Below are 24,926 nucleotides of genomic sequence, written 5' to 3'. Positions count from 1 at the left end.
GAACGTGTCCGTGGCCCCCGGCGGGGCCGTGGACACACCCCGGCGCTGCTCGGACCCGGCGAAGCGGAGTCCGCCGGGACGCGGATCAGTAGGGGCCGTTCACGTTGTCGATGGACCCGTAGCGCTTCGCCGCGTAATTGCACGCCGCCGTAATATTCGCAATCGGGTCATAAATGTCCCACGAGGTGCCGTCTACGTGGTATGTCCGAAATGTGGGGTCAATGACCTGCATGAGCCCCTTGGACGGAATGCCCTTCTTTGCATTCGAATCCCAGAGGTTGATCGCGTAGAGATCGCCGCTCGATTCGCGCATCAGGTTGCGGTGGATCCCGTCGTAGCTGCCGGGAATTCCCTTGGCCTTCATGACCAGGAGGGAGTGCTTGATCCAGCCGTCGATCCGGTGCGCGCTGGCGGGGGCCGCGGAGGCCTCGGCCGGAGCGACTGCCGTGGTCACGCCGGTGACGACCGCGGCGGCGGCGACGCCGCCCACGAGGTACTTGGCGATCTTGGACGTTGCTCGACGGGGGAGCGGGGAAAGCTGCATGACGCCGCCCTTTCACATGAATCTTGGGGTTCTGATCCCATGCAAGGCGGTTAATCGGGAATGGGGATTTCCGCCGGGGTTTTCAGCATCCGAGTGGAGGCGGGTGACGACAAGAGGAAATTCTGTGATTGGCGCCACAAGGGGAATAAATAGGGGGTAAAGCGGGATGTGCTTCCCGTCACGTGGCAGTTCGGGATGAGGCGGGAGGGGGTGTCGGGTCCTCCAGCACTAGGTGTGTACACAACAATTCCCGCCGTCGGGGGGATGCTGCGGGAATTGTCGTGGGGTGGGGAGCCCGATCAAGGGGGCGTTCGGGCTTCCGGGGTGCAACGCGCTTTTTTCGAGCGGCTGATGACGGTAGATCAGGTGAACGAAGAACACCCGGCCGTGGCGCATAGCTGATCGGGTCGTGTGCGGTGGTGATTCAGTGCGTCAGACGGAAGGGCGGACGCGACGCCACCGCGCCGAGGCATGTGCTCCGGATTGCGGCATGTGCTCCGGGTTGCGGCACGCGCGAGGCGGCGGACACGCGAGGCGGCGTGCCGCGTCCCGCATGACCGGGCGGCGAGGCGGAAGGACGGTTCGACGTCACACTCGTTCATCTCCGGTTCGACTCGCGGCCGGCCCGGAGACGACGGGGCCCGTCTCGACGTCCGACGCGGCCGTTCGTGTCGACCGTGGGGAGCGGAAGGGAGGGGGCCCTGCGGGGGCCGTGCGAGATCGGCGGGCCGAAGACCTCGGCGGGCGTTCGACGATGACGGCGAAGCCGCCCATGCGGACGGAACGCCTGACGGCCACGTAGGAGGTCCGCCCGGCCGCTCCACGACGGTCTGGTGCCGCCTGCGGTTTCACGGATGGCGGCGCAGACCGCGGTCGTGGCCGGAATTCATCGGTCGGTCGGGGCCCTTCCGTGCTGTGGGTGCCCCGCCCGCCCGAACTCTCCGCCGAGGTCCTGCCCGCAGCCGTCCCGCCCCGCCGTCCGGTCCTGACGCGTCCCGCCCGGCCCCGCGCCCGCCCCGCGGTGCCCCGCCCCTTGCGCGTGCCCACCGCGCACCGTCCGTGCCCGGCCGGGCCGAGCAGTGCCCCGCGGCATCGGCCGGGCCCCGGCGGTCAGTTGCCGGCGACCGCCTTCACGGCGACCGCGACCGGGACGTTTCCGCCGATCAGGTCGAGGACCAGCCCCGCCGTCGCCGAGGTCTCCAGCAGTTCCGCGATCACCGCGGCCACGTCGTCCCGGGGGATCGGTCCGCGCCCGGTGTGGGCCTCCAGCCGGACCAGCCCGGTTCCGGCGTCGTTCGTCAGCATTCCGGGGCGCAGGATCGTCCAGTCCAGGTTCTCCTTCCCCCTGACGTAGGCGTCCGCCTCGCCCTTCATCCGCAGGTACTCGTCGAACACCTCGTCGCCCCGGTGCTCGGGGTCGGCGCCCATGGAAGAGATGACGATGTGCCGCCGCACACGGGCCCGTTCGGCCGCGTCGGCGAAGAGGACCGCGGCGTCCCGGTCCACCGTCCTCTTCCGCTCGGCGCCGCTTCCCGGCCCGGCGCCCGCCGCGAAAACCGCTGCGTCCGCGCCCTGGAGCACCGCGGCGACCTCCTCGACCGAGGCGGACTCCAGGTCCAGCAGGCACGGTTCCGCACCGGCCTCCCGCAGGTCGTCACCGTGCTCGGGTTTCCGGATGACGCCCACCGGCTCGTTCCCGCCCGCCGCGAGCAGCCGCGCCAGGCGCAGCGCGATCTGGCCGTGTCCTCCTGCGATGACTGTGCGCATGCTCCCGACCGTACGCCCGTCCCACGCCGGACGCTCGCGACGGTTCTGGACCCGGGGCCATTTCCGGCCACCGCCGGGTGCCGGTGTCCGTCCACGCCCCCGGTGACCGTCTGTCTGGGCGCGGATCACGGCGTCCATCCGTCCCGGCGGCGCCGCCGGCCGCCGGGACGCTCGGGGCCCCTCACCCGGCGCGTCCGGGCCCACCCATCGGCCCCGGCACCGTCGACCGCACCGACCCGTACCGGGGCCACCGCCCGGGGCCGGGCTGGCCGGACCGCACGGCCCGGGCAGCCCCGAAACCGGCGGTCGGCGTGGTGCCCGGACCGGACCGCCACGGCCCGGCCCGGCCCGGTACGTCTCACGGCCTCGGGTCGGGCCGCCCCTGCCGTGGCAGTTCCAGCGCCACCGCCGCGGCGGAGTCGCAGTACTCCCGTACCGCGCTGGTCCGGGCGACCACTCGGCCGCGGTGGATGACGATCCGGCTGTACGCCAGCGAGAGGACGCCCGCGAGGCGTTCGCCCCGGACCGCGAGGAGCTCGGCGGGGAAGCCGGCCTCCACCCGCACCTCCGACAGTCCCATCGCGGCCCGCGCCGCCGAGCTGACCGCGTCGTAGGCGTCCGGGACCCGCAGCCCGCCCTGGGAGGCGAGCAGGAAGGCCGCCTCCAGCGGGTCGCCGCGGCCCACGGGGTTCGTCACGTCCCGCATCGCCCCGCTGCCCGCCGCGACGGGCACTCCCGCCGCCCGCAACAGCCGTACGGGGGCGACGCCGCGCAGTTCGGAGCCCGCGCAGCCGCCCTGCGGCAGACAGACGACCGTGACCCCGGCGGCCGCCAGCTGGTCGGCCGTCCGGGACGCCACGTCGGCGGGCAGCCGGGCCAGACCGGCGCACGGGCCGATGGACACGCCGGGGCGCAGGCCCCCGGCCATCGCGGCCAGCCGGGCCAGCCGGGCCGGGTCGTCGCCGTCGGTGTGGAGGTCGACGGGGCAGCCGTGCTCCGCGGCGGCCTCCAGCACGGCCTCCGTGTACCCCGTCGGATCCGGATCGGCGTCCGGGCTGCCGCCCACCACGGACGCGCCCGTCTTCAGCGCGTCCCGCAGCATCGCGAGGCCGTCCGCGCCCGCCACGCCGGTGAGCAGCCGGGGCACGGCCACGGTGGTCACCTCGGCCAGGCCGCGCAGCGCCCGCCGCGCCTCCAGTACGGCCTCGAGCGGGCCGAGTCCCTGCACGTCGCCGATCCGCACGTGCGACCGCAGCGCCGTCGCCCCGTGCCCGAGCTGGAGCAGTGCCGCCTCGGTGGCGCGCCGTTGCACGTCCTCCGCGGCGTACGACACGGGCCCCTCCGGCGCGAGCGCGGTCAGGGCGGTGTCGGCGTGGGCGTGCGGCTCGGCGGGCGCGGGCAGCAGCAGATAGCCACCGAGGTCCACACGTGCGGAGTACGTCTTCGGCGCGGCGCTGAGACTGCCGGCGGTGCCGACGGCCTCGATGCGCGCGCCGCTCAGCCGCACGTCGACCGTGCGGCCGTCGGTGAGCCGGGCGCCGCACAGGAGCAGTGTGGTGCTGTCTGCGGTGGCGCCGCCGGGCGGCTGCGCCTGGCTGTCGGGCATCGCGCTCCTGACGGGCGGGGGAGTGGCCTGGGGGCGGCCTGCGGGACGATCAAGATCACCCGGCGTGTGCCGAGCCTAGGGGCGCCCCGACCGCGCATCGAGGAGGAGCGCAATAGTCGTACCGGTGTGACCACGAGTGGCGTACGGGGACGGGCGTGGCGGCGGGGCCGGCGGTGTCCCGTGAGGTGGCCGGGAGGGGGCTCCGCCGGTACGCGACGAAGGCGGCCAACGTGGCCCGTAAACGGATTTGGGCGATCGGCGACCGACCGTGTAATGTCTTCATCGCTCGCCCCAATAGCTCAGTCGGCAGAGCGTCTCCATGGTAAGGAGAAGGTCTACGGTTCGATTCCGTATTGGGGCTCTGGTGTTGGATGATCCTCGCCCTCGGGCGAGGGGATCCGGCGCCGAAGCGGTGTAGCTCAGTCGGTAGAGCAAGCGGCTCATAATCGCTGTGTCACCGGTTCAAGTCCGGTCACCGCTACACACGGTAGCCGATTGTGGGGTCGGTCCTTCGATCGGCTACTCTTTTCTGCGTTCAATCCGTCCATCCGTCCAAGGAGCACTCACGTGGCTGCCACCGACGTCCGCCCGAAGATCACGCTGGCCTGCGTGGAGTGCAAGGAGCGGAACTACATCACCAAGAAGAACCGGCGCAACAACCCGGACCGTCTTGAGATGAAGAAGCACTGCCCGCGCTGCAACGCGCACACCGCGCACCGCGAGACGCGCTGAATCAGGCTCGAATGCGAGGCCGTCCCCACTCGGGGGCGGCCTCGCGTCGTTTGTCACGGGGTTACCGGCGAGTGTTCCGGTGGCACCCGCCAGGAACGGAAACCAGGAGGTAGCGAGTCCATGGCGCTCGACCAGTCCTTCGTCGGGCGGACCTATCCGCCCACCGCGCCGTACGAGGTCGGCCGGGAGAAGATCCGGGAGTTCGCGGAGGCCGTCGGTGACGCCAATCCCGCCTACACGGACCCCGAGGCCGCCGAGCGGCTCGGCCACTCGGACGTGGTCGCCCCGCCGACCTTCGTGTTCGCCATCACGTTCAAGGCGGCGGGACAGGTCGTCGAGGATCCGCAGCTCGGCCTGGACTACAGCCGTGTGGTGCACGGGGACCAGAAGTTCGCGTACAGCCGGCCGGTGCGGGCGGGGGACCGGTTGACGGTCACCTCCACGATCGAGGCGATCAAGTCGCTCGCGGGCAACGACATCCTGGACATCCGTGGCGAGGTGCACGACGAGGCCGGAGAGCACGTCGTCACCGCCTGGACCAAGCTGGTGGCGCGTGCCGCCGAGGAGGGCTGACCCGATGGCGGCGAAGATCGCGTACGAGGACGTCGAGGTCGGCACCGAGCTGCCCGCGCAGACCTTCCCGGTGACCCGGGCGACGCTGGTCCGCTACGCCGGTGCGTCCGGGGACTTCAACCCCATCCACTGGAACGAGAAGTTCGCCAAGGAGGTCGGGCTGCCCGACGTGATCGCGCACGGCATGTTCACGATGGCCGAGGCGGCGCGCGTGGTGACCGACTGGGCGGGCGACCCGGCCGCGGTCGTCGAGTACGGGGTCCGCTTCACCAAGCCGGTGGTCGTGCCGAACGACGACCGGGGCGCGGTCATCGAGGTCAGCGGCAAGGTCGCGGCCAAGCTGGACGACAACCGGGTGCGCGTCGATCTGACCGCGGTCTCGGCGGGGCAGAAGGTGCTCGGGATGTCCCGGGCGGTCGTCCGCCTCGCCTGAGGCGCTCCGATCGGCCCCGGGCTCCGGAGCCACCGCTAGGAGCACAGGTCCTCCACGCTTCCCACGGCTCGGCCCCGGGCCGTGGGAACGGGCCCCGGGCGGCCGGGCTGCCGGACTCCCCGCACCGGAGTGGGCCCGGACACATTCCGGGCCGGGCGGGTCCCGCCCCGCGGGGAAGCGTCCTGACGGGCCGCAGCACGACCCGCCGTCCACGGCCCCGGCCGCTCCCTGACCGGAGCGGCCCGGACCGTACCCTTGTCCCCGTGCTGGAACTCCATGACGCGCCTCTCGCCCCGCTGACCACCTTCCGCCTGGGTGGTCCGGCCACCCGTCTCGTCACGGCGACCACCGACGACGAGGTGATCGCCGCCGTCCGAGAGGCGGACGCCGCCGGGACCCCGCTGCTCCTCATCGGCGGCGGCAGCAACCTGGTGATCGGGGACAAGGGGTTCGACGGCACGGCGCTGCGCATCGCCACCACCGGCTTCCGTCTGGAGGGCGGGGAGCTGGAACTCGCGGCGGGCGAGACGTGGACCGACGCCGTGGCCCGCACCGTCGAGGCCGGACTGGCCGGACTGGAATGCCTCTCCGGCATCCCCGGCTCGGCCGGCGCCACCCCGATCCAGAACGTCGGGGCGTACGGGCAGGAGGTGTCCAGCACCATCACCGAGGTCGTCGCCTACGACCGCCGCAGCGGCCGGACCGTCACCGTGCCGAACGCCGACTGCGGCTTCTCCTACCGCCACAGCCGCTTCAAGGGCGACCCCGAACGCCACGTGGTGCTGCGCGTCCGGTTCCGGCTGGAGGACGCGGGGGGCCTGTCCGCGCCCATCAGGTACGCGGAGACCGCGCGGGTGCTCGGGGTGGAGCCGGGCGAACGTGTACCGCTGGCGGCGGCCCGCGAGGCGGTCCTGAGGCTGCGCGCCGGCAAGGGCATGGTCCTGGACCCGGACGACCACGACACCTGGTCGGCCGGCTCCTTCTTCACCAACCCGATCCTGACGACGGCCGAGTACGAGACCTTCCTCGGCCGGGTCCGGGAGCGGCTCGGCGAGGACGTCACCCCGCCCGCCTACCCGGCCGGTGACGGGCACACCAAGACCTCCGCCGCCTGGCTCATCGACAAGGCCGGCTTCACCAAGGGCTACGGCAGCGGCCCCGCCCGGATCTCCACCAAGCACACCCTGGCCCTCACCAACCGCGGCGAGGCCACCACCGAGGACCTCCTCGCGCTCGCTCGCGAGGTGGTCGCCGGAGTCCGCGACGCTTTCGGGGTCACCCTCGTCAACGAGCCGGTGACGGTCGGCGTCGGCCTCTGAGGCCGGGCTCGAGGACCGGCGCCGTCCGCCCGCGGGGCGGGGCGCGCGTCCGTCCGGTGCGTTCCGTCGCGGGGCCGGAGCATCCGGACGTCCTCGTACCGGACGCACCAGGACGCACCCCGGGCGACCGCGGCCACGCGGTGAGTGCACGCGTGCCGGGCGGGCGGACCGGGAGGGGGTCCCGCACAAGGGTTCAAGGACGCCCGGGTTCGGCCCCGGCCCGACCTCGCGCGGGCCGAGCGCGGGCCGAGCGCGGCGGGACCGCCGGATCAGTCCTTCAGCCACTCGTCGATCCCGCCCAGCAGATCGTCCCGCACGTGCTGCGGAGCGGCCGAGGCGCGGACCGACTGGCGGGCCAGCTCGGCCAGCTCCTCGTCGGTGAAGCCGTGATGGCGACGGGCGATCTCGTACTGGGCCGCCAGCCGCGACCCGAAGAGCAGGGGGTCGTCCGCGCCCAGGGCCATCGGCACACCCGCGTCCCACAGCGTCCGCAGGGGTACGTCCTCGGGCTTCTCGTACACCCCGAGGGCCACGTTCGACGCGGGGCAGACCTCGCAGGTCACACCGCGCTCCGCGAGCTTGCGCAGCAGCCGCGGGTCCTCGGCCGCGCGGACGCCGTGGCCGATCCGGGAGGCGTGGAGGTCGTCCAGGCAGTCCCGCACGGACGACGGGCCGGTCAGTTCGCCGCCGTGCGGTGCCGCCAGCAGGCCGCCGTCGCGGGCGATCGCGAACGCGCGGTCGAAGTCCCTGGCCATACCGCGCCGCTCGTCGTTGGAGAGTCCGAACCCGACCACCCCGCGGTCGGCGTAGCGCACGGCCAGCCGCGCCAGCGTGCGGGCGTCCAGCGGATGCTTCATGCGATTGGCGGCGACCACGACGCGCATCCCCAGCCCCGTCTCCCGCGCCGCCTCGTCCACCGAGTCCAGGATGATCTCCAGAGCGGGGATCAGCCCGCCCAGCATCGGGGCGTACGAGGTGGGGTCGACCTGGATCTCCAGCCAGCCAGAGCCGTCCCTGACGTCCTCCTGGGCCGTCTCCCGAACCAGCCTCCGGATGTCCTCCGGCTCCCGCAGACACGACCGCGCCATGTCGTAGAGCCGCTGGAAGCGGAACCAGCCGCGCTCGTCCGTCGCCCGGAGCTTCGGCGGTTCGCCGCCGGTCAGCGCGTCGGGGAGGTGCACACCGTACTTGTCGGCGAGCTCGAGCAGGGTGCCGGGCCGCATCGACCCGGTGAAGTGCAGATGCAGATGGGCCTTGGGCAGCAGGCTGAGATCGCGGACTCTCGGGGGGTTCGGGGGGTGTCCCCCTGACGGGCACAGCATTGCAGGATCTTGCCGCAGACACCGGCCGAACGGCAGCCCCTTTCCCCGATCGAGTCCTCGCCCGAACGAAGAATCGCGTCCCGGCGGGGGAGGCGGAGCCCGGGGAAGGAGAACGGGCCCCGGCCTGCTGGTCAGCTGGCTAGGTCCAGTAGCTTAGCGAGGCGCTCGGCTGGGGTTTCCCAGTCGAGCGTTTTGCGTGGGCGGCTGTTGAGTTCGGCGGCGACGGCCTGGAGGTGCTCGGGGGTGTGGGTGCTCAGGTCGGTGCCCTTAGGGAAATACTGCCGCAGCAGGCCGTTCGTGTTCTCGTTCGAGCCCCGCTGCCAGGGACTGGCCGGGTCGCAGAAGTAGACCGGGATGTCGGTGGCGACGGTGAACGACCGGTGGGCGGCCATCTCCGAACCCTGGTCCCAGGTCAGGGATCGCCACAGATGCGGCGGGAGGGTCTGGACGGTGGCGGCGAGCGCGTTGCGGGTGGCGAGGGCGCTGTGGCCCGTCGGCAGGTGCACGAGCATCACGTAGCGGGTGGACCGTTCGACCAGGGTGCCGATGGCGGAGCGTCCGTCCTTGCCGATGATGAGGTCGCCTTCCCAGTGGCCGGGGACGGCACGGTCTTCGGCTTCGGCGGGCCGGTCGCTGATCAGGACCATGTCCTTGATGGCGCGGGAGGTGCGCTTGTGGGCCTGGCGGTGCGGGCGCCGGCGGGCACGTCCTGTGCGAAGTGCGCGGGTCAGTTCCCGGCGGAGTTCTCCGCGGCCGTGGACGTAGAGGGCCTGGTAGATCGTCTCGTGGGTCACGTGCATCTCCGGCCGGTCGGGGAAGCGTGCCCGCAGAGCCTGGCAGATCTGCTCGGGGCTCCACCGCATCGTGAGGTGGTCCTGGATGAAGTCCCGCAGTTCGGGGTTCTGGCCGATCTTGCCGGTCTTGGGGCGGGGTCGGCGGGCATCGGCCCGGGCCTGGGCGGTGTGCGGCCGGTAGTACCAGCCTCCCTTGGGCATGGTCCGCCGGTTGCGGCGTATCTCGCGGCTGATGGTGGACGGGCTGCGGCCCAGCTCGGCGGCGATCTGCCGCATCGACGCCTTCTCCCGCAGCCGGTCGGCGATGTGGATGCGGTCGTGCTCCTGGAGATACCGCGAAGGGCCGCAAGGCGGCGCCTCCAGATCTCCCGCAGTCACGGACGCGTGCCCGTGCTCGGGATGGATCGGAGGAACTACCTTGCGGCCCCTCGTGTGACCGTTGCGCCACTTCTTGCCCGTGCGCCGGTCGATGCCGACGATCCGGGCCGCTTCCCGGGTGCTGTAGCCCTGCTCCATGAGCTGGAAGTATGCGGCCCGCTCACGGAGCAACGGCTTGGGCCCCTGCGGCTTCCTGTTCTTGCGGATCTCGAAGTCCATGACACCCCTTGAACTGGGGTGTTGCAACGACCACTAGAACTGAAGTCCGGCCGGGGCCCGCCCCTCATGTCGTCCGGCGGAAACGGAACCTCAGCCCCGGGCCTCCGCCAGCAGCTTCTGCATGCGCGACACGCCCTCGACGAGGTCCTCGTCGCCGAGCGCGTACGACAGCCGCAGGTAACCCGGCGTGCCGAACGCCTCACCGGGAACGACCGCGACCTCGGCCTCCTCCAGGATCAGCGCCGCGAGCTCCACGGAGGTCCGCGGACGCTGCCCGCGGATCTCCTTGCCCAGCAGGCCCTTCACCGACGGGTACGCGTAGAACGCGCCCTCGGGCTCCGGGCAGACCACGCCGTCGATCTCGTTGAGCATCCGCACGACGGTCTGCCGGCGGCGGTCGAACGCCTCGCGCATCTTCGCGACCGCTTCCAGGTCCCCGGAGACCGCGGCGAGGGCGGCGACCTGCGCCACGTTCGAGACGTTGGAGGTGGCGTGCGACTGCAGGTTGGTCGCGGCCTTGACGACGTCCTTCGGGCCGACGATCCAGCCCACCCGCCAGCCCGTCATCGCGTACGTCTTGGCCACGCCGTTGACCACGATGCACTTGTCGCGCAGCTCGGGCACCAGCGCGGGGACCGATGTGAACTTCGCGTCGCCGTAGACGAGGTGCTCGTAGATCTCGTCCGTAAGCACCCACAGACCGTGCTCCAGGGCCCAGCGGGCGATCGCCTCGGTGTCCGCCTCGCTGTAGACCGCGCCGGTCGGGTTGGACGGGGAGACGAACAGGACGACCTTCGTCCGCTCCGTGCGGGCCGCCTCCAGCTGCTCCACTGACACCCGGTAGCCCGTGGTCTCGTCGGCGACGACCTCCACGGGGACGCCGCCGGCCAGCCGGATCGACTCCGGGTACGTCGTCCAGTACGGCGCCGGGACGATGACCTCGTCGCCCGGGTCCAGGATCGCCGCGAAGGCCTCGTAGATCGCCTGCTTGCCGCCGTTGGTCACCAGCACCTGCGCGGGGTCGACCTCGTAGCCCGAGTCGCGGAGGGTCTTCTCCGCGATCGCCTTCTTCAGCTCGGGCAGGCCGCCGGCCGGGGTGTAGCGGTGGTACTTCGGGTTCTTGCAGGCCTCGATCGCGGCCTCGACGATGTAGTCCGGGGTCGGGAAGTCCGGCTCGCCCGCCCCGAAGCCGATCACCGGACGGCCGGCGGCCTTGAGGGCCTTGGCCTTGGCGTCGACGGCGAGGGTCGCGGACTCGGAGATCGCGCCGATACGGGCGGAGACCCGGCGCTCGGTGGGAGGAGTTGCAGCGCTCATACGGTCCATCGTCCCAGAACGCGGAGAGGCCGGGCAGGGGGGTTTCGCGGGTCGGGCGGTGGCTGACAGGGTCCGGACAGAACGCGGACAGGAACCGCCTCGGAGCTATCTGTTCGACGCACGGCTTCCGACCACGTACACTCACTGGTCGTTGGCCCTCACGGACCACCACCGCCGATGCGGTAGGTTTGGGGGGAACCACAAAGGGTCGTAGCTCAATTGGTAGAGCACTGGTCTCCAAAACCAGCGGTTGGGGGTTCAAGTCCCTCCGGCCCTGCTACACACACCTTCGCCAGGATGTGTGCGCATGTACGTACTTCAATGCATCGCCGTGCGGCTCGACCGGGCGCGGCACGGCCACGACCCGGAATCAGGTGAGAGACGTGACGGACGCCGTGGGCTCCATCGACATGCCTGATGCCGAGGACGAGGCGCCCGAGTCCCGCAAGAAGACCCGAAAGGGTGGCAAGCGCGGGAAGAAGGGCCCCCTCGGCCGCCTCGCGCTGTTCTACCGCCAGGTCGTCGCCGAGCTTCGCAAGGTCGTCTGGCCCACGCGCAGCCAGCTGACGACGTACACGACCGTGGTGATCATCTTCGTGGTCATCATGATCGGTCTTGTGACCGTGATCGACTATGGCTTCCAGGCAGCCGTCAAGTACGTCTTCGGCTGATCCCGCGGAGGGCGCCTGACCGGCGCCTTTTTCGCATGTTCCACCCCATCTGTATCCAGGAAGAAGCAGCCACCGTGTCTGACCCGAACCTGAACGACGCCGTTGAGCCGAGCGACAGCCTCGAGTCCGCTGAGGACGCGCTCGACATCGTCGAGGCGGCGGACTCCGTCGACCCGGACCAGGCGGAGGCTGCTGACGCCGCTGCGGGTGAGCCCGCGGAGCAGGCCGCGATCCACGTGGACGACGAAGCCGAGGCCGTGGCCGAGGTGGACGAGGACGCGGAGGCGGCGGAGGCCGTGGCCGGCGAGCAGCCCCTCGAAGAGGCCGAGCCGGAGGCTCCGGCCGACCCCGTCGCCGCGCTCCGCGAGGAGCTGCGCGGGCTGCCCGGCGAGTGGTACGTGATCCACACCTACGCCGGTTACGAGAAGCGCGTGAAGGCCAACCTGGAGCAGCGCGCCGTCTCGCTGAACGTCGAGGACTTCATCTACCAGGCCGAGGTGCCCGAGGAAGAGATCGTCCAGATCAAGAACGGCGAGCGCAAGAACGTCCGGCAGAACAAGCTGCCCGGCTATGTGCTCGTCCGGATGGACCTGACGAACGAGTCCTGGGGCGTCGTCCGCAACACCCCGGGTGTGACCGGCTTCGTCGGCAACGCCTACGACCCGTACCCGCTGACCCTGGACGAGATCGTGAAGATGCTCGCCCCGGAGGCGGAGGAGAAGGCTGCCCGCGAGGCCGCCGAGGCCGAGGGCAAGCCGGCCCCGGCCCGCAAGGTCGAGGTCCAGGTCCTGGACTTCGAGGTCGGCGACTCGGTCACCGTCACCGACGGTCCGTTCGCCACCCTGCAGGCCACGATCAACGAGATCAACGCCGACTCGAAGAAGGTCAAGGGCCTCGTCGAGATCTTCGGCCGCGAGACGCCGGTCGAGCTCAGCTTCGACCAGATCCAGAAGAACTGACGGATCGCCCCACAGCTTCCGACCAGGTCAGAGCGGCCCCCGCGGCTGTTCTGACCTGCTCGGTTTTCAGCCGCACAGTGGTACCCGTTATCGTGGTGCGGTATGCCTCCATCCGGATGATCGGGTGGAAGTCATGCAGTTTCAGCAAACTCTCAACTGGACCCGGAGAGAGCAATGCCTCCCAAGAAGAAGAAGGTCACGGGGCTTATCAAGCTCCAGATCCAGGCCGGCGCCGCCAACCCGGCTCCGCCGGTCGGCCCCGCGCTGGGTCAGCACGGCGTCAACATCATGGAGTTCTGCAAGGCCTACAACGCCGCGACCGAGTCGCAGCGTGGCATGGTCGTGCCGGTGGAGATCACGGTCTACGAGGACCGTTCCTTCACCTTCATCACCAAGACTCCGCCGGCCGCCAAGCTGATCCTCAAGGCTGCGGGCGTGGACAAGGGCTCCGGCGAGCCGCACAAGACCAAGGTCGCCAAGCTGACGCGCGACCAGGTCCGCGAGATCGCCACCACCAAGATGCCCGACCTGAACGCCAACGACCTGGACGCCGCCGAGAAGATCATCGCCGGCACCGCCCGTTCCATGGGCATCACGGTCGAGGGCTGATCAGCTCCCCGAGACCTCAGTGGCAGGGCCAGGCGCTGGCCCGGACCACGAACTCCACGCCTGAAACACCACAGGAGAAGAAGTGAAGCGCAGCAAGGCTCTCCGCAACGCGGACGCCAAGGTCGACCGGGAGCGCAACTACGCCCCGCTCGAGGCCGTCCGCATTGCGAAGGACACCGCCACCACCAAGTTCGACGGCACCGTCGAGGTCGCCTTCCGCCTGGGCGTCGACCCGCGCAAGGCCGACCAGATGGTCCGTGGCACCGTGAACCTTCCGCACGGCACCGGCAAGACCGCCCGGGTCCTGGTCTTCGCGACCGGTGACCGTGCTGCGGCCGCGGAGGCCGCGGGCGCCGACATCGTCGGCTCCGACGAACTGATCGACGAGGTCTCGAAGGGCCGTCTGGACTTCGACGCCGTCGTCGCCACCCCGGACCTCATGGGCAAGGTCGGCCGTCTCGGCCGCGTGCTCGGTCCCCGTGGTCTGATGCCGAACCCCAAGACCGGCACCGTGACCATGGACGTCGCCAAGGCCGTCACCGACATCAAGGGCGGCAAGATCGAGTTCCGTGTCGACAAGCACGCGAACCTGCACTTCATCATCGGCAAGGTCTCCTTCGACGAGACCAAGCTGGTGGAGAACTACGCCGCGGCGCTGGAGGAGATCCTCCGTCTGAAGCCGTCCGCCGCGAAGGGCCGCTACATCAAGAAGGCGACCCTGACCACCACCATGGGTCCCGGCATCCCGCTGGACTCGAACCGCACCCGCAACCTCCTCGTCGAGGAGGACCCGGCCGCGGTCTGAGCCTGATGGCTCGCACACGGTGAGACCGGCCCCCGCACCTCTTCCCGAGGCGCGGGGGCCGGTTTCTCATTACGACGGTGTCGGTGGGGTGCGTTACCGTTCAGTTGACTTCACGGACGCAACAGAACTGAAAAGCAGGGGTGGGGATTCATGGGTATGTCGACGTGGAAGCGCGTGGGCGTCTCCCTGACGGCCGTGGCCGTCGTCGCGGGTGTCGCGGGCTGTCAGGACGGTGACGAGGGCGGGAAGAAGAAGGCCGCCGACTCCCCGCGGTCCGCCGTCCAGTCGCAGGGCGAGATCACCAAGGTGATCCAGGCCGCGTACAAGAAGACGTCGGACGCCAAGTCCGCCAAGATCCGCATGACCGTGGCCATGCCGGCGGGCATGGAGGGCGGCGGCACGATGGAGATGTCCGGTGTGCAGGGCTGGGACCCCGGCGTGATGGACGTCACCGTGAAGGGCTCGATGCTCACCGCGGGCGGCCCGGACGCGCCTTCCGCGGTGCGCATGGTCATGGTGGACCAGGCCATGTACATGGAGATGGGTGCCAAGCAGGCCGCCGAGATGGACGGCAAGCGCTGGATGAAGATGGACTTCAGGGCCGCTGCCGAGGCCAGCGGCGACAAGGCGCTCCAGAAGCAGATGACCGGCAGCCTGGAGAGCATGAACCAGGACCCGGCCCAGCAGCTCGCCCTGCTGCTCGGCTCGCCGAGCATCAAGCACGTCGGCGCGGAGAAGGTCGACGGGGTCGAGGCGCAGCACTACAAGGGCACGCTGACCTTCCAGGAGATGCTCGACGCCAACGAGTCCCTCGACGTGCTCTCCGCGGAGGAGCGCAAGGAGCTGGTCGCCAACGTCAAGAAGGCCGGTATCAAGGGCTACGACACCCAGGTCTGGGTCAACGAGGACGACTACCCGGTCAAGATGGTCGTCGGCATCGAGATGCCGCAGGGCATGATGACGATGACGGCGAACTACTCCGACTACGGCGCCGCGGCCACGGTCCAGGCGCCGCCGGCGAAGGACACCTTCGACCTCTTCAAGATGCTCAAGGAGCTGGAGGGCTCGGGCGCGGAGGGCGCCCCCGGCCTGGACGGCTGAGGCCCGGCCTCGGCTGAGCGGGCGGACCGGACACCCCCTGACGGGGCCGGCCGGCAGGATCTGCCGACCGGCCCCGTCCACCGGCCCCGGCCGGTCCGGACGCCCGATTTGCTTGACGCCGATCCGTTCGCGTACTCTTCCCGGGAAGCCAAAGACCGCTGGTCGTTGCCGTGCCCGTGAGGGTTTCGGCGGCCGAAGGATCCGCTAGCTGCGGACGACCCGCGCAGGTGACTGTGGATGAAGCTCCCGGACGTCCGTCCGGTCGAGCCACGCCCCGTGCGCCTGCGCCGGGGCGTTTCGTTTTGCCCAGTCTCCTTCCTTCAGCCCATGCGGTCCGAATCACCCGGAAGGAGGCCGAGGCTCATGGCGAGGCCCGACAAGTCCGCCGCGGTCGCCGAGCTGACGGACAAGTTCCGCAGCTCGAACGCCGCCGTGCTGACCGAGTACCGCGGTCTCACCGTGGCGCAGCTCAAGCAGCTGCGTCGTTCGCTCGGTGAGAACGCCCAGTACGCCGTGGTGAAGAACACGCTGACCAAGATTGCGGCCAACGAGGCCGGGATCACCTCGCTCGACGACCAGTTCGCTGGTCCGACGGCGGTCGCCTTCATCACCGGTGACCCGGTGGAGTCGGCGAAGGGTCTTCGTGACTTCGCCAAGGAGAACCCGAACCTCATCATCAAGGGCGGTGTCCTTGACGGCAAGGCGCTGTCCGCCGATGAGATCAAGAAGCTTGCGGACCTCGAGTCCCGCGAGGTTCTGCTCGCCAAGCTGGCGGGTGCCATGAAGGGCAAGCAGTCCCAGGCTGCCGCGCTCTTCCAGGCGCTCCCGTCGAAGCTCGTCCGCACCGTGGACGCGCTTCGCGCCAAGCAGGCCGAGCAGGGCGGTGCCGAGTAATTCGGCTCGCGCATTGATCCGCGCCGTCCAGCGCGCGGGTCGCAGCGGGCCCAACGTACGCCCGCCGACATGTACACCCGGCACCAGCCGATTTAGTGGAAGGACCGCCATCATGGCGAAGCTGTCTCAGGAAGACCTGCTCGCGCAGTTCGAGGAGATGACCCTCATCGAGCTCTCCGAGTTCGTGAAGGCGTTCGAGGAGAAGTTCGACGTCACCGCCGCCGCCCCGGTCGCCGTTGCCGCCGCCGGTGGCGCCGGTGCCGCTGCCGCCGAGGCCGTCGAGGAGAAGGACGAGTTCGACGTCATCCTCACCGGCGCCGGCGACAAGAAGATCCAGGTCATCAAGGTCGTGCGTGAGCTGACCTCCCTGGGCCTGAAGGAGGCCAAGGACCTCGTCGACGGCACCCCGAAGCCGGTCCTCGAGAAGGTCAACAAGGAGGCCGCCGACAAGGCCGCCGAGTCCCTCAAGGCTGCCGGTGCGGCCGTCGAGGTCAAGTGACCTTGCGAGTCTTCTGACTCCCGCGCTGTAACGCGCACACGCTGAAGGGCGATCATCCATTCGGGTGGTCGCCCTTCGGCGTTCCCTCCACCGTCGGGCGGGCGCCTTGCGATGGCCGCTGCGGAGAGTAGGGTGATCTTCGCCGTGCGCCAGGTGACGATCCCCGCAGCCAGGATTGGGCTGGGGGGCCTTGACGAACCGCACGCAGCGCGCAATTCTCAGGACGCGTCGTCACAACGGTCCAAGTTCGAGGCATGGATCGGCGACCGAACGGGCAGTATCGGTGTGCGCCTCCCGGCGCACGGCATACCGCGGAGTTGAGAACAACGAGGGTCTCGGTTTACCCGCCCTGGACATCAGTGGGCCAAGTGGCTACACTGACCCTTTGCGCTGCCTGTTAGCTGCCCCCTGCCCGTCACCAGGGGCATCCCCACGCACGAGCATCGTTGACCGGAATAGCCCTGACCTGGGATTTCTGTCTTTGTGCCCGGCTTGGGACCGGTACGCGCGTAGTGAGTCCGAGCCCTCGGAAGGACCCCCTCTTGGCCGCCTCGCGCAACGCCTCGACCGCGAATACGAACAACGGCGCAAGCACCGCCCCGCTGCGCATCTCCTTTGCAAAGATCAAGGAGCCCCTCGAGGTTCCGAACCTCCTCGCGCTGCAGACCGAGAGCTTTGACTGGCTGCTCGGCAACGCCGCGTGGAAGGCTCGTGTCGAGGCGGCTCTGGAGTCCGGACAGGACGTCCCCACCAAGTCCGGTCTGGAGGAGATCTTCGAGGAGATCTCCCCGATCGAGGACTTCTCCGGGTCGATGTCGCTGACCTTCCGCGACCACCGCTTCGAGCCTCCCAAGAACTCGATCGACGAGTGCAAGGAGCGCGACTTCACGTACGCCGCCCCGCTCTTCGTCACGGCCGAGTTCACCAACAACGAGACCGGCGAGATCAAGTCCCAGACGGTCTTCATGGGCGACTTCCCGCTCATGACCAACAAGGGCACCTTCGTCATCAACGGCACCGAGCGTGTCGTGGTGTCGCAGCTGGTCCGCTCGCCGGGTGTCTACTTCGACTCCTCCATCGACAAGACGTCCGACAAGGACATCTTCTCCGCCAAGATCATCCCGTCCCGGGGTGCCTGGCTGGAGATGGAGATCGACAAGCGCGACATGGTCGGTGTCCGCATCGACCGCAAGCGCAAGCAGTCCGTCACCGTCCTCCTGAAGGCGCTCGGCTGGACCACCGAGCAGATCCTCGAGGAGTTCGGCGAGTACGAGTCGATGCGCGCCACCCTGGAGAAGGACCACACCCAGGGCCAGGACGACGCGCTGCTCGACATCTACCGCAAGCTGCGCCCGGGCGAGCCCCCGACGCGTGAGGCCGCGCAGACCCTTCTCGAGAACCTGTACTTCAACCCGAAGCGCTACGACCTCGCCAAGGTCGGCCGCTACAAGGTCAACAAGAAGCTCGGCGCGGACGAGCCGCTGGACGCCGGCGTGCTCACCACCGACGACGTCATCGCGACCATCAAGTACCTGGTCAAGCTGCACGCCGGTGAGACCGAGACGGTCGGCGAGAGCGGCACGCAGATCGTCGTCGAGACCGACGACATCGACCACTTCGGCAACCGCCGTCTGCGCAACGTCGGTGAGCTGATCCAGAACCAGGTCCGTACGGGTCTCGCCCGCATGGAGCGCGTCGTGCGCGAGCGCATGACCACCCAGGACGTCGAGGCGATCACGCCGCAGACCCTGATCAACATCCGGCCGGTCGTCGCCTCCATCAAGGAGTTCTTCGGCACCAGCCAGCTGTCCCAGTTCATGGACCAGAACAACCCGCTGTCGGGCCTGACCCACAAGCGCCGTCTGTCGGCGCTGGGCCCCGGCGGTCTGTCCCGTGAGCGGGCGGGCTTCGAGGTCCGAGACGTGCACCCGTCCCACTACGGACGCATGTGCCCGATCGAGACCCCCGAAGGCCCGAACATCGGTCTGATCGGTTCGCTCGCCTCGTACGGCCGCGTCAACGCCTTCGGCTTCGTCGAGACGCCGTACCGCAAGGTCCAGGGCGGCCAGGTCACCGACGAGGTGGACTACCTGACCGCCGACGAGGAGGACCGCTTCGTCATCGCGCAGGCCAACGCCGCGCTCAACGACGACCTGCGCTTCTCCGAGGCCCGCGTGCTCGTCCGCCGCCGCGGCGGCGAGGTCGACTACGTGTCGCCCGAGGACGTGGACTACATGGACGTCTCGCCGCGCCAGATGGTGTCGGTCGCGACCGCCATGATCCCCTTCCTCGAGCACGACGACGCCAACCGCGCCCTCATGGGCGCGAACATGATGCGCCAGGCCGTACCGCTCATCAAGGCGGAGGCCCCGCTCGTCGGCACCGGCATGGAGTACCGCTGCGCCACCGACGCCGGCGACGTCATCAAGGCGGAGAAGGACGGTGTGATCCAGGAGGTCTCGGCCGACTACATCACCGTCACCAACGACGACGGCACGTACACCACGTACCGCATCGCGAAGTTCTCCCGCTCCAACCAGGGCACCTCGGTCAACCAGAAGGTCGTCGTCTCCGAGGGCGACCGGGTCATCGAGGGCCAGGTCCTCGCCGACGGCCCTGCCACCGAGAACGGTGAGATGGCGCTCGGCAAGAACCTGCTCGTGGCGTTCATGCCGTGGGAGGGTCACAACTACGAGGACGCGATCATCCTGTCGCAGCGCCTCGTGCAGGACGACGTCCTCTCCTCGATCCACATCGAGGAGCACGAGGTCGACGCCCGTGACACCAAGCTCGGCCCGGAGGAGATCACCCGGGACATCCCGAACGTCTCCGAGGAGGTCCTCGCCGACCTCGACGAGCGCGGCATCATCCGGATCGGTGCCGAGGTCGTCGCCGGCGACATCCTGGTCGGCAAGGTCACCCCGAAGGGCGAGACCGAGCTGACCCCGGAGGAGCGCCTGCTCCGCGCGATCTTCGGCGAGAAGGCCCGTGAGGTCCGTGACACCTCGCTGAAGGTGCCGCACGGCGAGACCGGCAAGGTCATCGGCGTCCGCGTCTTCGACCGCGAGGAGGGCGACGAGCTTCCCCCCGGTGTGAACCAGCTGGTGCGCGTGTACGTCGCGCAGAAGCGCAAGATCACCGACGGTGACAAGCTCGCCGGCCGTCACGGCAACAAGGGCGTCATCTCCAAGATCCTGCCGATCGAGGACATGCCGTTCCTGGAGGACGGCACCCCGGTCGACATCATCCTCAACCCGCTCGGCGTCCCGTCCCGAATGAACCCGGGACAGGTCCTGGAGATCCACCTCGGCTGGCTCGCCAGCCAGGGCTGGGACGTCTCCGGTCTCGCCGACGAGTGGGCCCAACGCCTGCAGGCCATCGGTGCCGACCAGGTCGACCCCCGCACCAACGTCGCCACCCCGGTCTTCGACGGTGCCCGCGAGGACGAGCTGGCGGGTCTGCTGGAGCACACGATCCCGAACCGCGACGGCGACCGCATGGTCCTCCCGTCCGGCAAGGCGCGCCTGTTCGACGGCCGCTCCGGCGAGCCGTTCCCGGACCCGATCTCGGTCGGGTACATGTACATCCTCAAGCTGCACCACCTGGTCGACGACAAGCTGCACGCGCGCTCGACCGGTCCGTACTCGATGATCACCCAGCAGCCGCTGGGTGGTAAGGCTCAGTTCGGTGGCCAGCGGTTCGGTGAGATGGAGGTGTGGGCGCTCGAGGCATACGGCGCCGCATACGCCCTCCAGGAGCTGCTGACCATCAAGTCCGACGACGTCACCGGCCGCGTGAAGGTCTACGAGGCCATCGTCAAGGGCGAGAACATCCCCGAGCCCGGCATCCCCGAGTCCTTCAAGGTGCTCATCAAGGAGATGCAGTCCCTGTGCCTCAACGTGGAGGTGCTGTCCTCGGACGGTATGTCCATCGAGATGCGCGACACCGACGAGGACGTCTTCCGCGCCGCGGAGGAGCTCGGTATCGACCTGTCCCGGCGCGAGCCGAGCAGCGTCGAAGAGGTCTGACGGGCCTCCCGCCACCCCTCACCCGGGGTGGCGGGCCCCGGGACCCCGTACAGACCATGATTGAGACACGACCCTGAGAGGGATTGACGCATAGTGCTCGACGTCAACTTCTTCGACGAGCTGCGGATCGGCCTGGCCACCGCTGACGACATCCGTCAGTGGTCCCACGGCGAGGTCAAGAAGCCGGAGACCATCAACTACCGCACGCTCAAGCCCGAGAAGGACGGACTCTTCTGCGAGAAGATCTTCGGTCCTACCCGGGACTGGGAGTGCTACTGCGGCAAGTACAAGCGCGTCCGCTTCAAGGGCATCATCTGTGAGCGCTGTGGCGTCGAGGTCACGCGCGCCAAGGTGCGCCGCGAGCGGATGGGCCACATCGAGCTGGCCGCTCCCGTCACCCACATCTGGTACTTCAAGGGCGTTCCGTCGCGGCTGGGCTACCTGCTCGACCTCGCCCCGAAGGACCTGGAGAAGGTCATCTACTTCGCCGCGTACATGATCACGTACGTGGACGAGGAGCGCCGCACGCGCGATCTGCCCTCGCTCGAGGCCCACATCTCCGTCGAGCGCCAGCAGGTCGAGAACCGCCGCGACGCCGACCTGGAGGCCCGCGCCAAGAAGCTCGAGGCCGACCTGGCCGAGCTCGAGGCCGAGGGCGCCAAGGCCGACGTGCGCCGCAAGGTGCGCGAGGGTGCCGAGCGTGAGATGAAGCAGCTGCGCGACCGCGCCCAGCGCGAGATCGACCGTCTCGACGAGGTGTGGACCCGCTTCAAGAACCTCAAGGTCCAGGACCTCGAGGGCGACGAGCTGCTCTACCGCGAGCTGCGTGACCGCTTCGGCACGTACTTCGACGGCTCGATGGGTGCCGCGGCGCTGCAGAAGCGCCTGGAGTCCTTCGACCTGGAGGAGGAGGCCGAGCGCCTCCGCGAGATCATCCGTACCGGCAAGGGCCAGAAGAAGACCCGGGCGCTCAAGCGCCTCAAGGTCGTCTCCGCCTTCCTGCAGACCAGCAACAGCCCCAAGGGCATGGTGCTGGACTGCGTGCCGGTGATCCCGCCGGACCTGCGTCCGATGGTGCAGCTGGACGGTGGCCGCTTCGCGACCTCCGACCTGAACGACCTGTACCGCCGTGTGATCAACCGCAACAACCGACTGAAGCGTCTGCTCGACCTCGGTGCCCCCGAGATCATCGTGAACAACGAGAAGCGGATGCTGCAGGAGGCCGTCGACGCGCTGTTCGACAACGGCCGCCGCGGTCGCCCGGTCACCGGTCCGGGCAACCGCCCGCTGAAGTCCCTCAGCGACATGCTGAAGGGCAAGCAGGGCCGGTTCCGCCAGAACCTGCTCGGCAAGCGAGTCGACTACTCGGCGCGTTCCGTCATCGTCGTCGGCCCGCAGCTGAAGCTGCACCAGTGCGGTCTGCCCAAGGCCATGGCGCTGGAGCTCTTCAAGCCGTTCGTGATGAAGCGCCTGGTCGACCTGAACCACGCGCAGAACATCAAGTCGGCCAAGCGCATGGTCGAGCGCGGCCGCACCGTCGTGTACGACGTCCTCGAAGAGGTCATCGCCGAGCACCCGGTGCTGCTGAACCGTGCGCCCACGCTGCACCGCCTCGGCATCCAGGCCTTCGAGCCGCAGCTGGTCGAGGGCAAGGCCATCCAGATCCACCCGCTCGTCTGTACCGCGTTCAACGCGGACTTCGACGGCGACCAGATGGCCGTGCACCTGCCGCTGTCCGCGGAGGCGCAGGCCGAGGCCCGCATCCTGATGCTGTCCTCGAACAACATCCTCAAGCCGGCCGACGGCCGTCCGGTCACCATGCCGACCCAGGACATGGTGCTGGGCCTGTTCTTCCTCACCACGGACGAGCAGGAGCGCGAGGTGCGCGGCGAGGGCCGTGCGTTCAACTCCACCGCCGAGGCGATCATGGCGTTCGACGCCCGGGAGCTCTCGCTCCAGGCGAAGATCGACATCCGCTTCCCCATCGGCACCGTGCCCCCGCGCGGCTGGACCCCGCCGGTGGACGAGGACGGGGACGACGGCGTCGGTTCCGGTCCCTGGCAGCAGGGTGACAGCTTCCGGCTGACGACCACCCTGGGCCGCGCGCTCTTCAACGAGCTGCTGCCCGAGGACTACCCGTTCGTGGACTACACGGTCGGCAAGAAGCAGCTCTCCGAGATCGTCAACGACCTCGCCGAGCGCTACCCGAAGGTCATCGTGGCGGCGACGCTCGACAACCTGAAGGCGGCCGGCTTCTACTGGGCGACCCGTTCCGGTGTCACCGTGGCCATCTCCGACGTCGTCGTTCCCGAGGCGAAGAAGGAGATCGTCGCGGGCTACGAGGCGCAGGACGAGAAGGTCCAGAAGCAGTACGAGCGCGGTCTGATCACCAAGGACGAGCGCACGCAGGAGCTCATCGCGATCTGGACCAAGGCGACCAACGAGGTCGCCGAGGCGATGAACGAGAACTTCCCGAAGACCAACCCCATCTTCATGATGGTCAACTCGGGTGCTCGCGGAAACATGATGCAGATGCGTCAGATCGCGGGTATGCGTGGTCTGGTGTCGAACGCCAAGAACGAGACGATTCCGCGTCCGATCAAGGCGTCCTTCCGCGAGGGTCTCTCCGTGCTGGAGTACTTCATCTCCACGCACGGTGCCCGTAAGGGTCTCGCCGACACCGCCCTGCGTACGGCCGACTCGGGTTACCTGACCCGTCGTCTGGTCGACGTCTCCCAGGACGTCATCATCCGCGAGGAGGACTGCGGCACCGACCGCGGTCTGAAGCTGCGGATCGCCGACCGGGGCGCCGACGGCGTCCTGCGCAAGGCGGACGACGTCGAGACGTCGGTGTACGCGCGGATGCTCGCCGAGGACGTCGTCGTGGACGGCAAGGTCATCGCGCCGGCCAACGTCGACCTCGGTGACGTGCTGATCGACGCGCTCGTGGGCGCGGGTGTCGAGGAGGTCAAGACCCGCTCGGTCCTGACCTGTGAGTCCGCGGTCGGTACGTGCGCCTACTGCTACGGCCGTTCGCTCGCCACCGGCAAGCTGGTCGACATCGGTGAGGCGGTCGGCATCATCGCCGCCCAGTCCATCGGTGAGCCCGGTACCCAGCTGACGATGCGTACCTTCCACACCGGTGGTGTGGCCGGTGACGACATCACGCAGGGTCTGCCGCGTGTCGTCGAGCTCTTCGAGGCCCGTACCCCGAAGGGTGTCGCCCCGATCTCCGAGGTCGCCGGCATCGTCCGGGTCGAGGAGACCGAGAAGACCAAGAAGATCGTCATCACCCCGGACGACGGCAGCGACGAGGCGGCCTACCCGATCTCGAAGCGCGCCAAGCTCCTGGTGCGGGACGGCGACCACGTCGAGGTGGGCCAGAAGCTCACCTTCGGTGCCACCAACCCGCACGACGTGCTGCGGATCCTCGGCCAGCGCGCCGTCCAGGTCCACCTGGTCGGCGAGGTGCAGAAGGTCTACAACTCGCAGGGTGTGTCGATCCACGACAAGCACATCGAGATCATCATCCGGCAGATGCTGCGCCGTGTGACGATCATCGAGTCCGGTGACGCCGAGCTGCTGCCGGGCGAGCTGGTCGAGCGCTCGAAGTTCGAGCACGAGAACCGTCGCGTGGTCCAGGAAGGCGGCCACCCGGCCTCCGGCCGTCCGCAGCTGATGGGCATCACCAAGGCCTCGCTGGCGACCGAGTCGTGGCTGTCGGCGGCGTCCTTCCAGGAGACGACCAGGGTCCTGACCGACGCGGCGATCAACGCCAAGTCGGACTCCCTGATCGGCCTCAAGGAGAACGTCATCATCGGTAAGCTCATCCCGGCCGGTACGGGCCTCGCCCGCTACCGCAACATCCGGGTCGAGCCGACCGAGGAGGCCAAGGCCGCGATGTACTCGGCCGTCGGCTACGACGACATCGACTACTCGCCGTTCGGCACCGGCTCCGGCCAGGCCGTTCCGCTGGAGGACTACGACTACGGTCCGTACAACCAGTAAGGCGTACGTCTGACGCCAAGGGCGGTCTCCCTCCGGGGTGGCCGCCCTTCGGCGTTCGGTGGCGCGGTGAGTTCGCTGTGGCGGCATCCTGATCGCGCTCACCGCCGAGCGCCACCGCCTGACCGTGATTCCCCATGGACGACGACTTCGCCGCCGTCGCAGAGGTTCGCCCCGAGCTGTCGACGGGCCGGGCACGGCCGACCGTCCTGTTGCCGCCGCGCCGGGCAGCCGCCCGGAGGCGCCGGCAGGAGTGGGCCGGTCCGAGCCGCTGACCTGGCGGCCGCCGCATGGGAATCCACACAGGGTCACCACTTGGGGTGAACGTCGCCAACTGGCCCTGATTCAGGC

Annotated in this window: 19 protein-coding genes and 3 tRNA genes; 16 read left to right on the top strand and 6 right to left on the bottom strand. The window is 69.3% G+C overall.

Annotated elements, in window-relative coordinates:
• Positions 1-85: 85 nt before the first annotated feature.
• From O7595_RS13340 to O7595_RS13330, 3 genes are all read right to left on the bottom strand, one after another.
• Positions 86-544, bottom strand: coding sequence for a transglycosylase SLT domain-containing protein (locus tag O7595_RS13340; protein WP_269728911.1), 459 nt, complete (start codon positions 542-544; stop codon positions 86-88).
• Positions 545-1,654: 1,110 nt separating this feature from the next.
• Complete coding sequence (locus O7595_RS13335) at positions 1,655-2,311, bottom strand: NAD(P)H-binding protein (RefSeq protein WP_269728910.1); 657 nt, start codon at positions 2,309-2,311, stop codon at positions 1,655-1,657.
• Positions 2,312-2,669: 358 nt separating this feature from the next.
• A complete protein-coding gene (locus tag O7595_RS13330; RefSeq protein ID WP_269728909.1) occupies positions 2,670-3,917 on the bottom strand; it encodes an amidohydrolase family protein in 1,248 nt (415 codons plus the stop codon).
• A 288-nt stretch (positions 3,918-4,205) separates the two neighbouring features.
• On the opposite strand from O7595_RS13330, the gene O7595_RS13325 reads away from it, so the two are divergent.
• The 6 genes from O7595_RS13325 to O7595_RS13300 all read left to right on the top strand — a co-directional run bounded on the left by O7595_RS13325 (position 4,206) and on the right by O7595_RS13300 (position 6,974).
• A tRNA-Thr gene (locus O7595_RS13325) sits at positions 4,206-4,278 on the top strand.
• A 47-nt stretch (positions 4,279-4,325) separates the two neighbouring features.
• Positions 4,326-4,398, top strand: a tRNA-Met gene (locus O7595_RS13320).
• A gap of 86 nt (positions 4,399-4,484) precedes the next feature.
• The gene (gene rpmG, locus O7595_RS13315) at positions 4,485-4,649 is read left to right on the top strand and encodes a 50S ribosomal protein L33 (RefSeq protein ID WP_003948671.1); all 165 of its coding nucleotides are present in this window, start codon (positions 4,485-4,487) and stop codon (positions 4,647-4,649) included.
• A 120-nt stretch (positions 4,650-4,769) separates the two neighbouring features.
• Positions 4,770-5,222: a MaoC family dehydratase N-terminal domain-containing protein gene (locus O7595_RS13310; protein ID WP_269728908.1), complete on the top strand. Its 453-nt coding sequence runs from the start codon at positions 4,770-4,772 to the stop codon at positions 5,220-5,222.
• Positions 5,223-5,226: 4 nt separating this feature from the next.
• On the top strand, positions 5,227-5,655 hold the full coding sequence (locus O7595_RS13305; protein ID WP_269728907.1) for a MaoC family dehydratase: 429 nt from the start codon (positions 5,227-5,229) through the stop codon (positions 5,653-5,655).
• A gap of 263 nt (positions 5,656-5,918) precedes the next feature.
• Positions 5,919-6,974, top strand: a complete 1,056-nt coding sequence (locus O7595_RS13300) for a UDP-N-acetylmuramate dehydrogenase (RefSeq protein WP_269728906.1) — start codon at positions 5,919-5,921, stop codon at positions 6,972-6,974.
• Between the two features lie 269 nt (positions 6,975-7,243).
• On the opposite strand, the gene O7595_RS13295 is transcribed toward O7595_RS13300, so the two are convergent.
• The 3 genes from O7595_RS13295 to O7595_RS13285 all read right to left on the bottom strand — a co-directional run bounded on the left by O7595_RS13295 (position 7,244) and on the right by O7595_RS13285 (position 11,004).
• Positions 7,244-8,296 carry an adenosine deaminase gene (locus O7595_RS13295; protein WP_269728905.1) on the bottom strand — a complete coding sequence of 351 codons (1,053 nt, stop codon included), beginning with the start codon at positions 8,294-8,296 and terminating at the stop codon, positions 7,244-7,246.
• A gap of 131 nt (positions 8,297-8,427) precedes the next feature.
• A complete protein-coding gene (locus O7595_RS13290; RefSeq protein ID WP_269732418.1) occupies positions 8,428-9,606 on the bottom strand; it encodes an IS30 family transposase in 1,179 nt (392 codons plus the stop codon).
• A gap of 171 nt (positions 9,607-9,777) precedes the next feature.
• A complete protein-coding gene (locus O7595_RS13285) occupies positions 9,778-11,004 on the bottom strand; it encodes a pyridoxal phosphate-dependent aminotransferase (RefSeq protein WP_269728904.1) in 1,227 nt (408 codons plus the stop codon).
• 204 nt (positions 11,005-11,208) lie between these two features.
• Here O7595_RS13285 and O7595_RS13280 point away from each other — a divergent pair.
• The 10 genes from O7595_RS13280 (at position 11,209) to O7595_RS13235 (ending at position 24,578) form a co-directional block, all read left to right on the top strand.
• Positions 11,209-11,281: transfer RNA gene (locus tag O7595_RS13280), tRNA-Trp, on the top strand.
• 106 nt (positions 11,282-11,387) lie between these two features.
• The gene (gene secE / locus O7595_RS13275; RefSeq protein WP_269728903.1) at positions 11,388-11,675 is read left to right on the top strand and encodes a preprotein translocase subunit SecE; all 288 of its coding nucleotides are present in this window, start codon (positions 11,388-11,390) and stop codon (positions 11,673-11,675) included.
• Between the two features lie 74 nt (positions 11,676-11,749).
• Positions 11,750-12,634: a transcription termination/antitermination protein NusG gene (gene nusG, locus O7595_RS13270; RefSeq protein ID WP_269728902.1), complete on the top strand. Its 885-nt coding sequence runs from the start codon at positions 11,750-11,752 to the stop codon at positions 12,632-12,634.
• A gap of 174 nt (positions 12,635-12,808) precedes the next feature.
• A complete protein-coding gene (rplK, locus tag O7595_RS13265; protein WP_006347265.1) occupies positions 12,809-13,243 on the top strand; it encodes a 50S ribosomal protein L11 in 435 nt (144 codons plus the stop codon).
• An 82-nt stretch (positions 13,244-13,325) separates the two neighbouring features.
• On the top strand, positions 13,326-14,048 hold the full coding sequence (gene rplA, locus O7595_RS13260; RefSeq protein ID WP_138053681.1) for a 50S ribosomal protein L1: 723 nt from the start codon (positions 13,326-13,328) through the stop codon (positions 14,046-14,048).
• Between the two features lie 156 nt (positions 14,049-14,204).
• Positions 14,205-15,149, top strand: coding sequence for a hypothetical protein (locus O7595_RS13255; protein ID WP_443071833.1), 945 nt, complete (start codon positions 14,205-14,207; stop codon positions 15,147-15,149).
• 363 nt (positions 15,150-15,512) lie between these two features.
• Complete coding sequence (gene rplJ, locus O7595_RS13250) at positions 15,513-16,043, top strand: 50S ribosomal protein L10 (RefSeq protein ID WP_269728900.1); 531 nt, start codon at positions 15,513-15,515, stop codon at positions 16,041-16,043.
• A 112-nt stretch (positions 16,044-16,155) separates the two neighbouring features.
• The gene (gene rplL / locus O7595_RS13245) at positions 16,156-16,542 is read left to right on the top strand and encodes a 50S ribosomal protein L7/L12 (protein ID WP_269728899.1); all 387 of its coding nucleotides are present in this window, start codon (positions 16,156-16,158) and stop codon (positions 16,540-16,542) included.
• Positions 16,543-17,084: 542 nt separating this feature from the next.
• On the top strand, positions 17,085-20,570 hold the full coding sequence (gene rpoB, locus O7595_RS13240; RefSeq protein ID WP_093656427.1) for a DNA-directed RNA polymerase subunit beta: 3,486 nt from the start codon (positions 17,085-17,087) through the stop codon (positions 20,568-20,570).
• A 93-nt stretch (positions 20,571-20,663) separates the two neighbouring features.
• Entirely contained in the window at positions 20,664-24,578 is a 3,915-nt protein-coding gene (locus tag O7595_RS13235) for a DNA-directed RNA polymerase subunit beta' (RefSeq protein WP_269728898.1), read from the top strand.
• Positions 24,579-24,926: the final 348 nt, after the last annotated feature.

It is taken from the genome of Streptomyces sp. WMMC940, from assembly GCF_027460265.1.
GTDB lineage: Bacteria > Actinomycetota > Actinomycetes > Streptomycetales > Streptomycetaceae > Streptomyces.
This window is presented reverse-complemented; position numbering and strand designations above follow the sequence as displayed.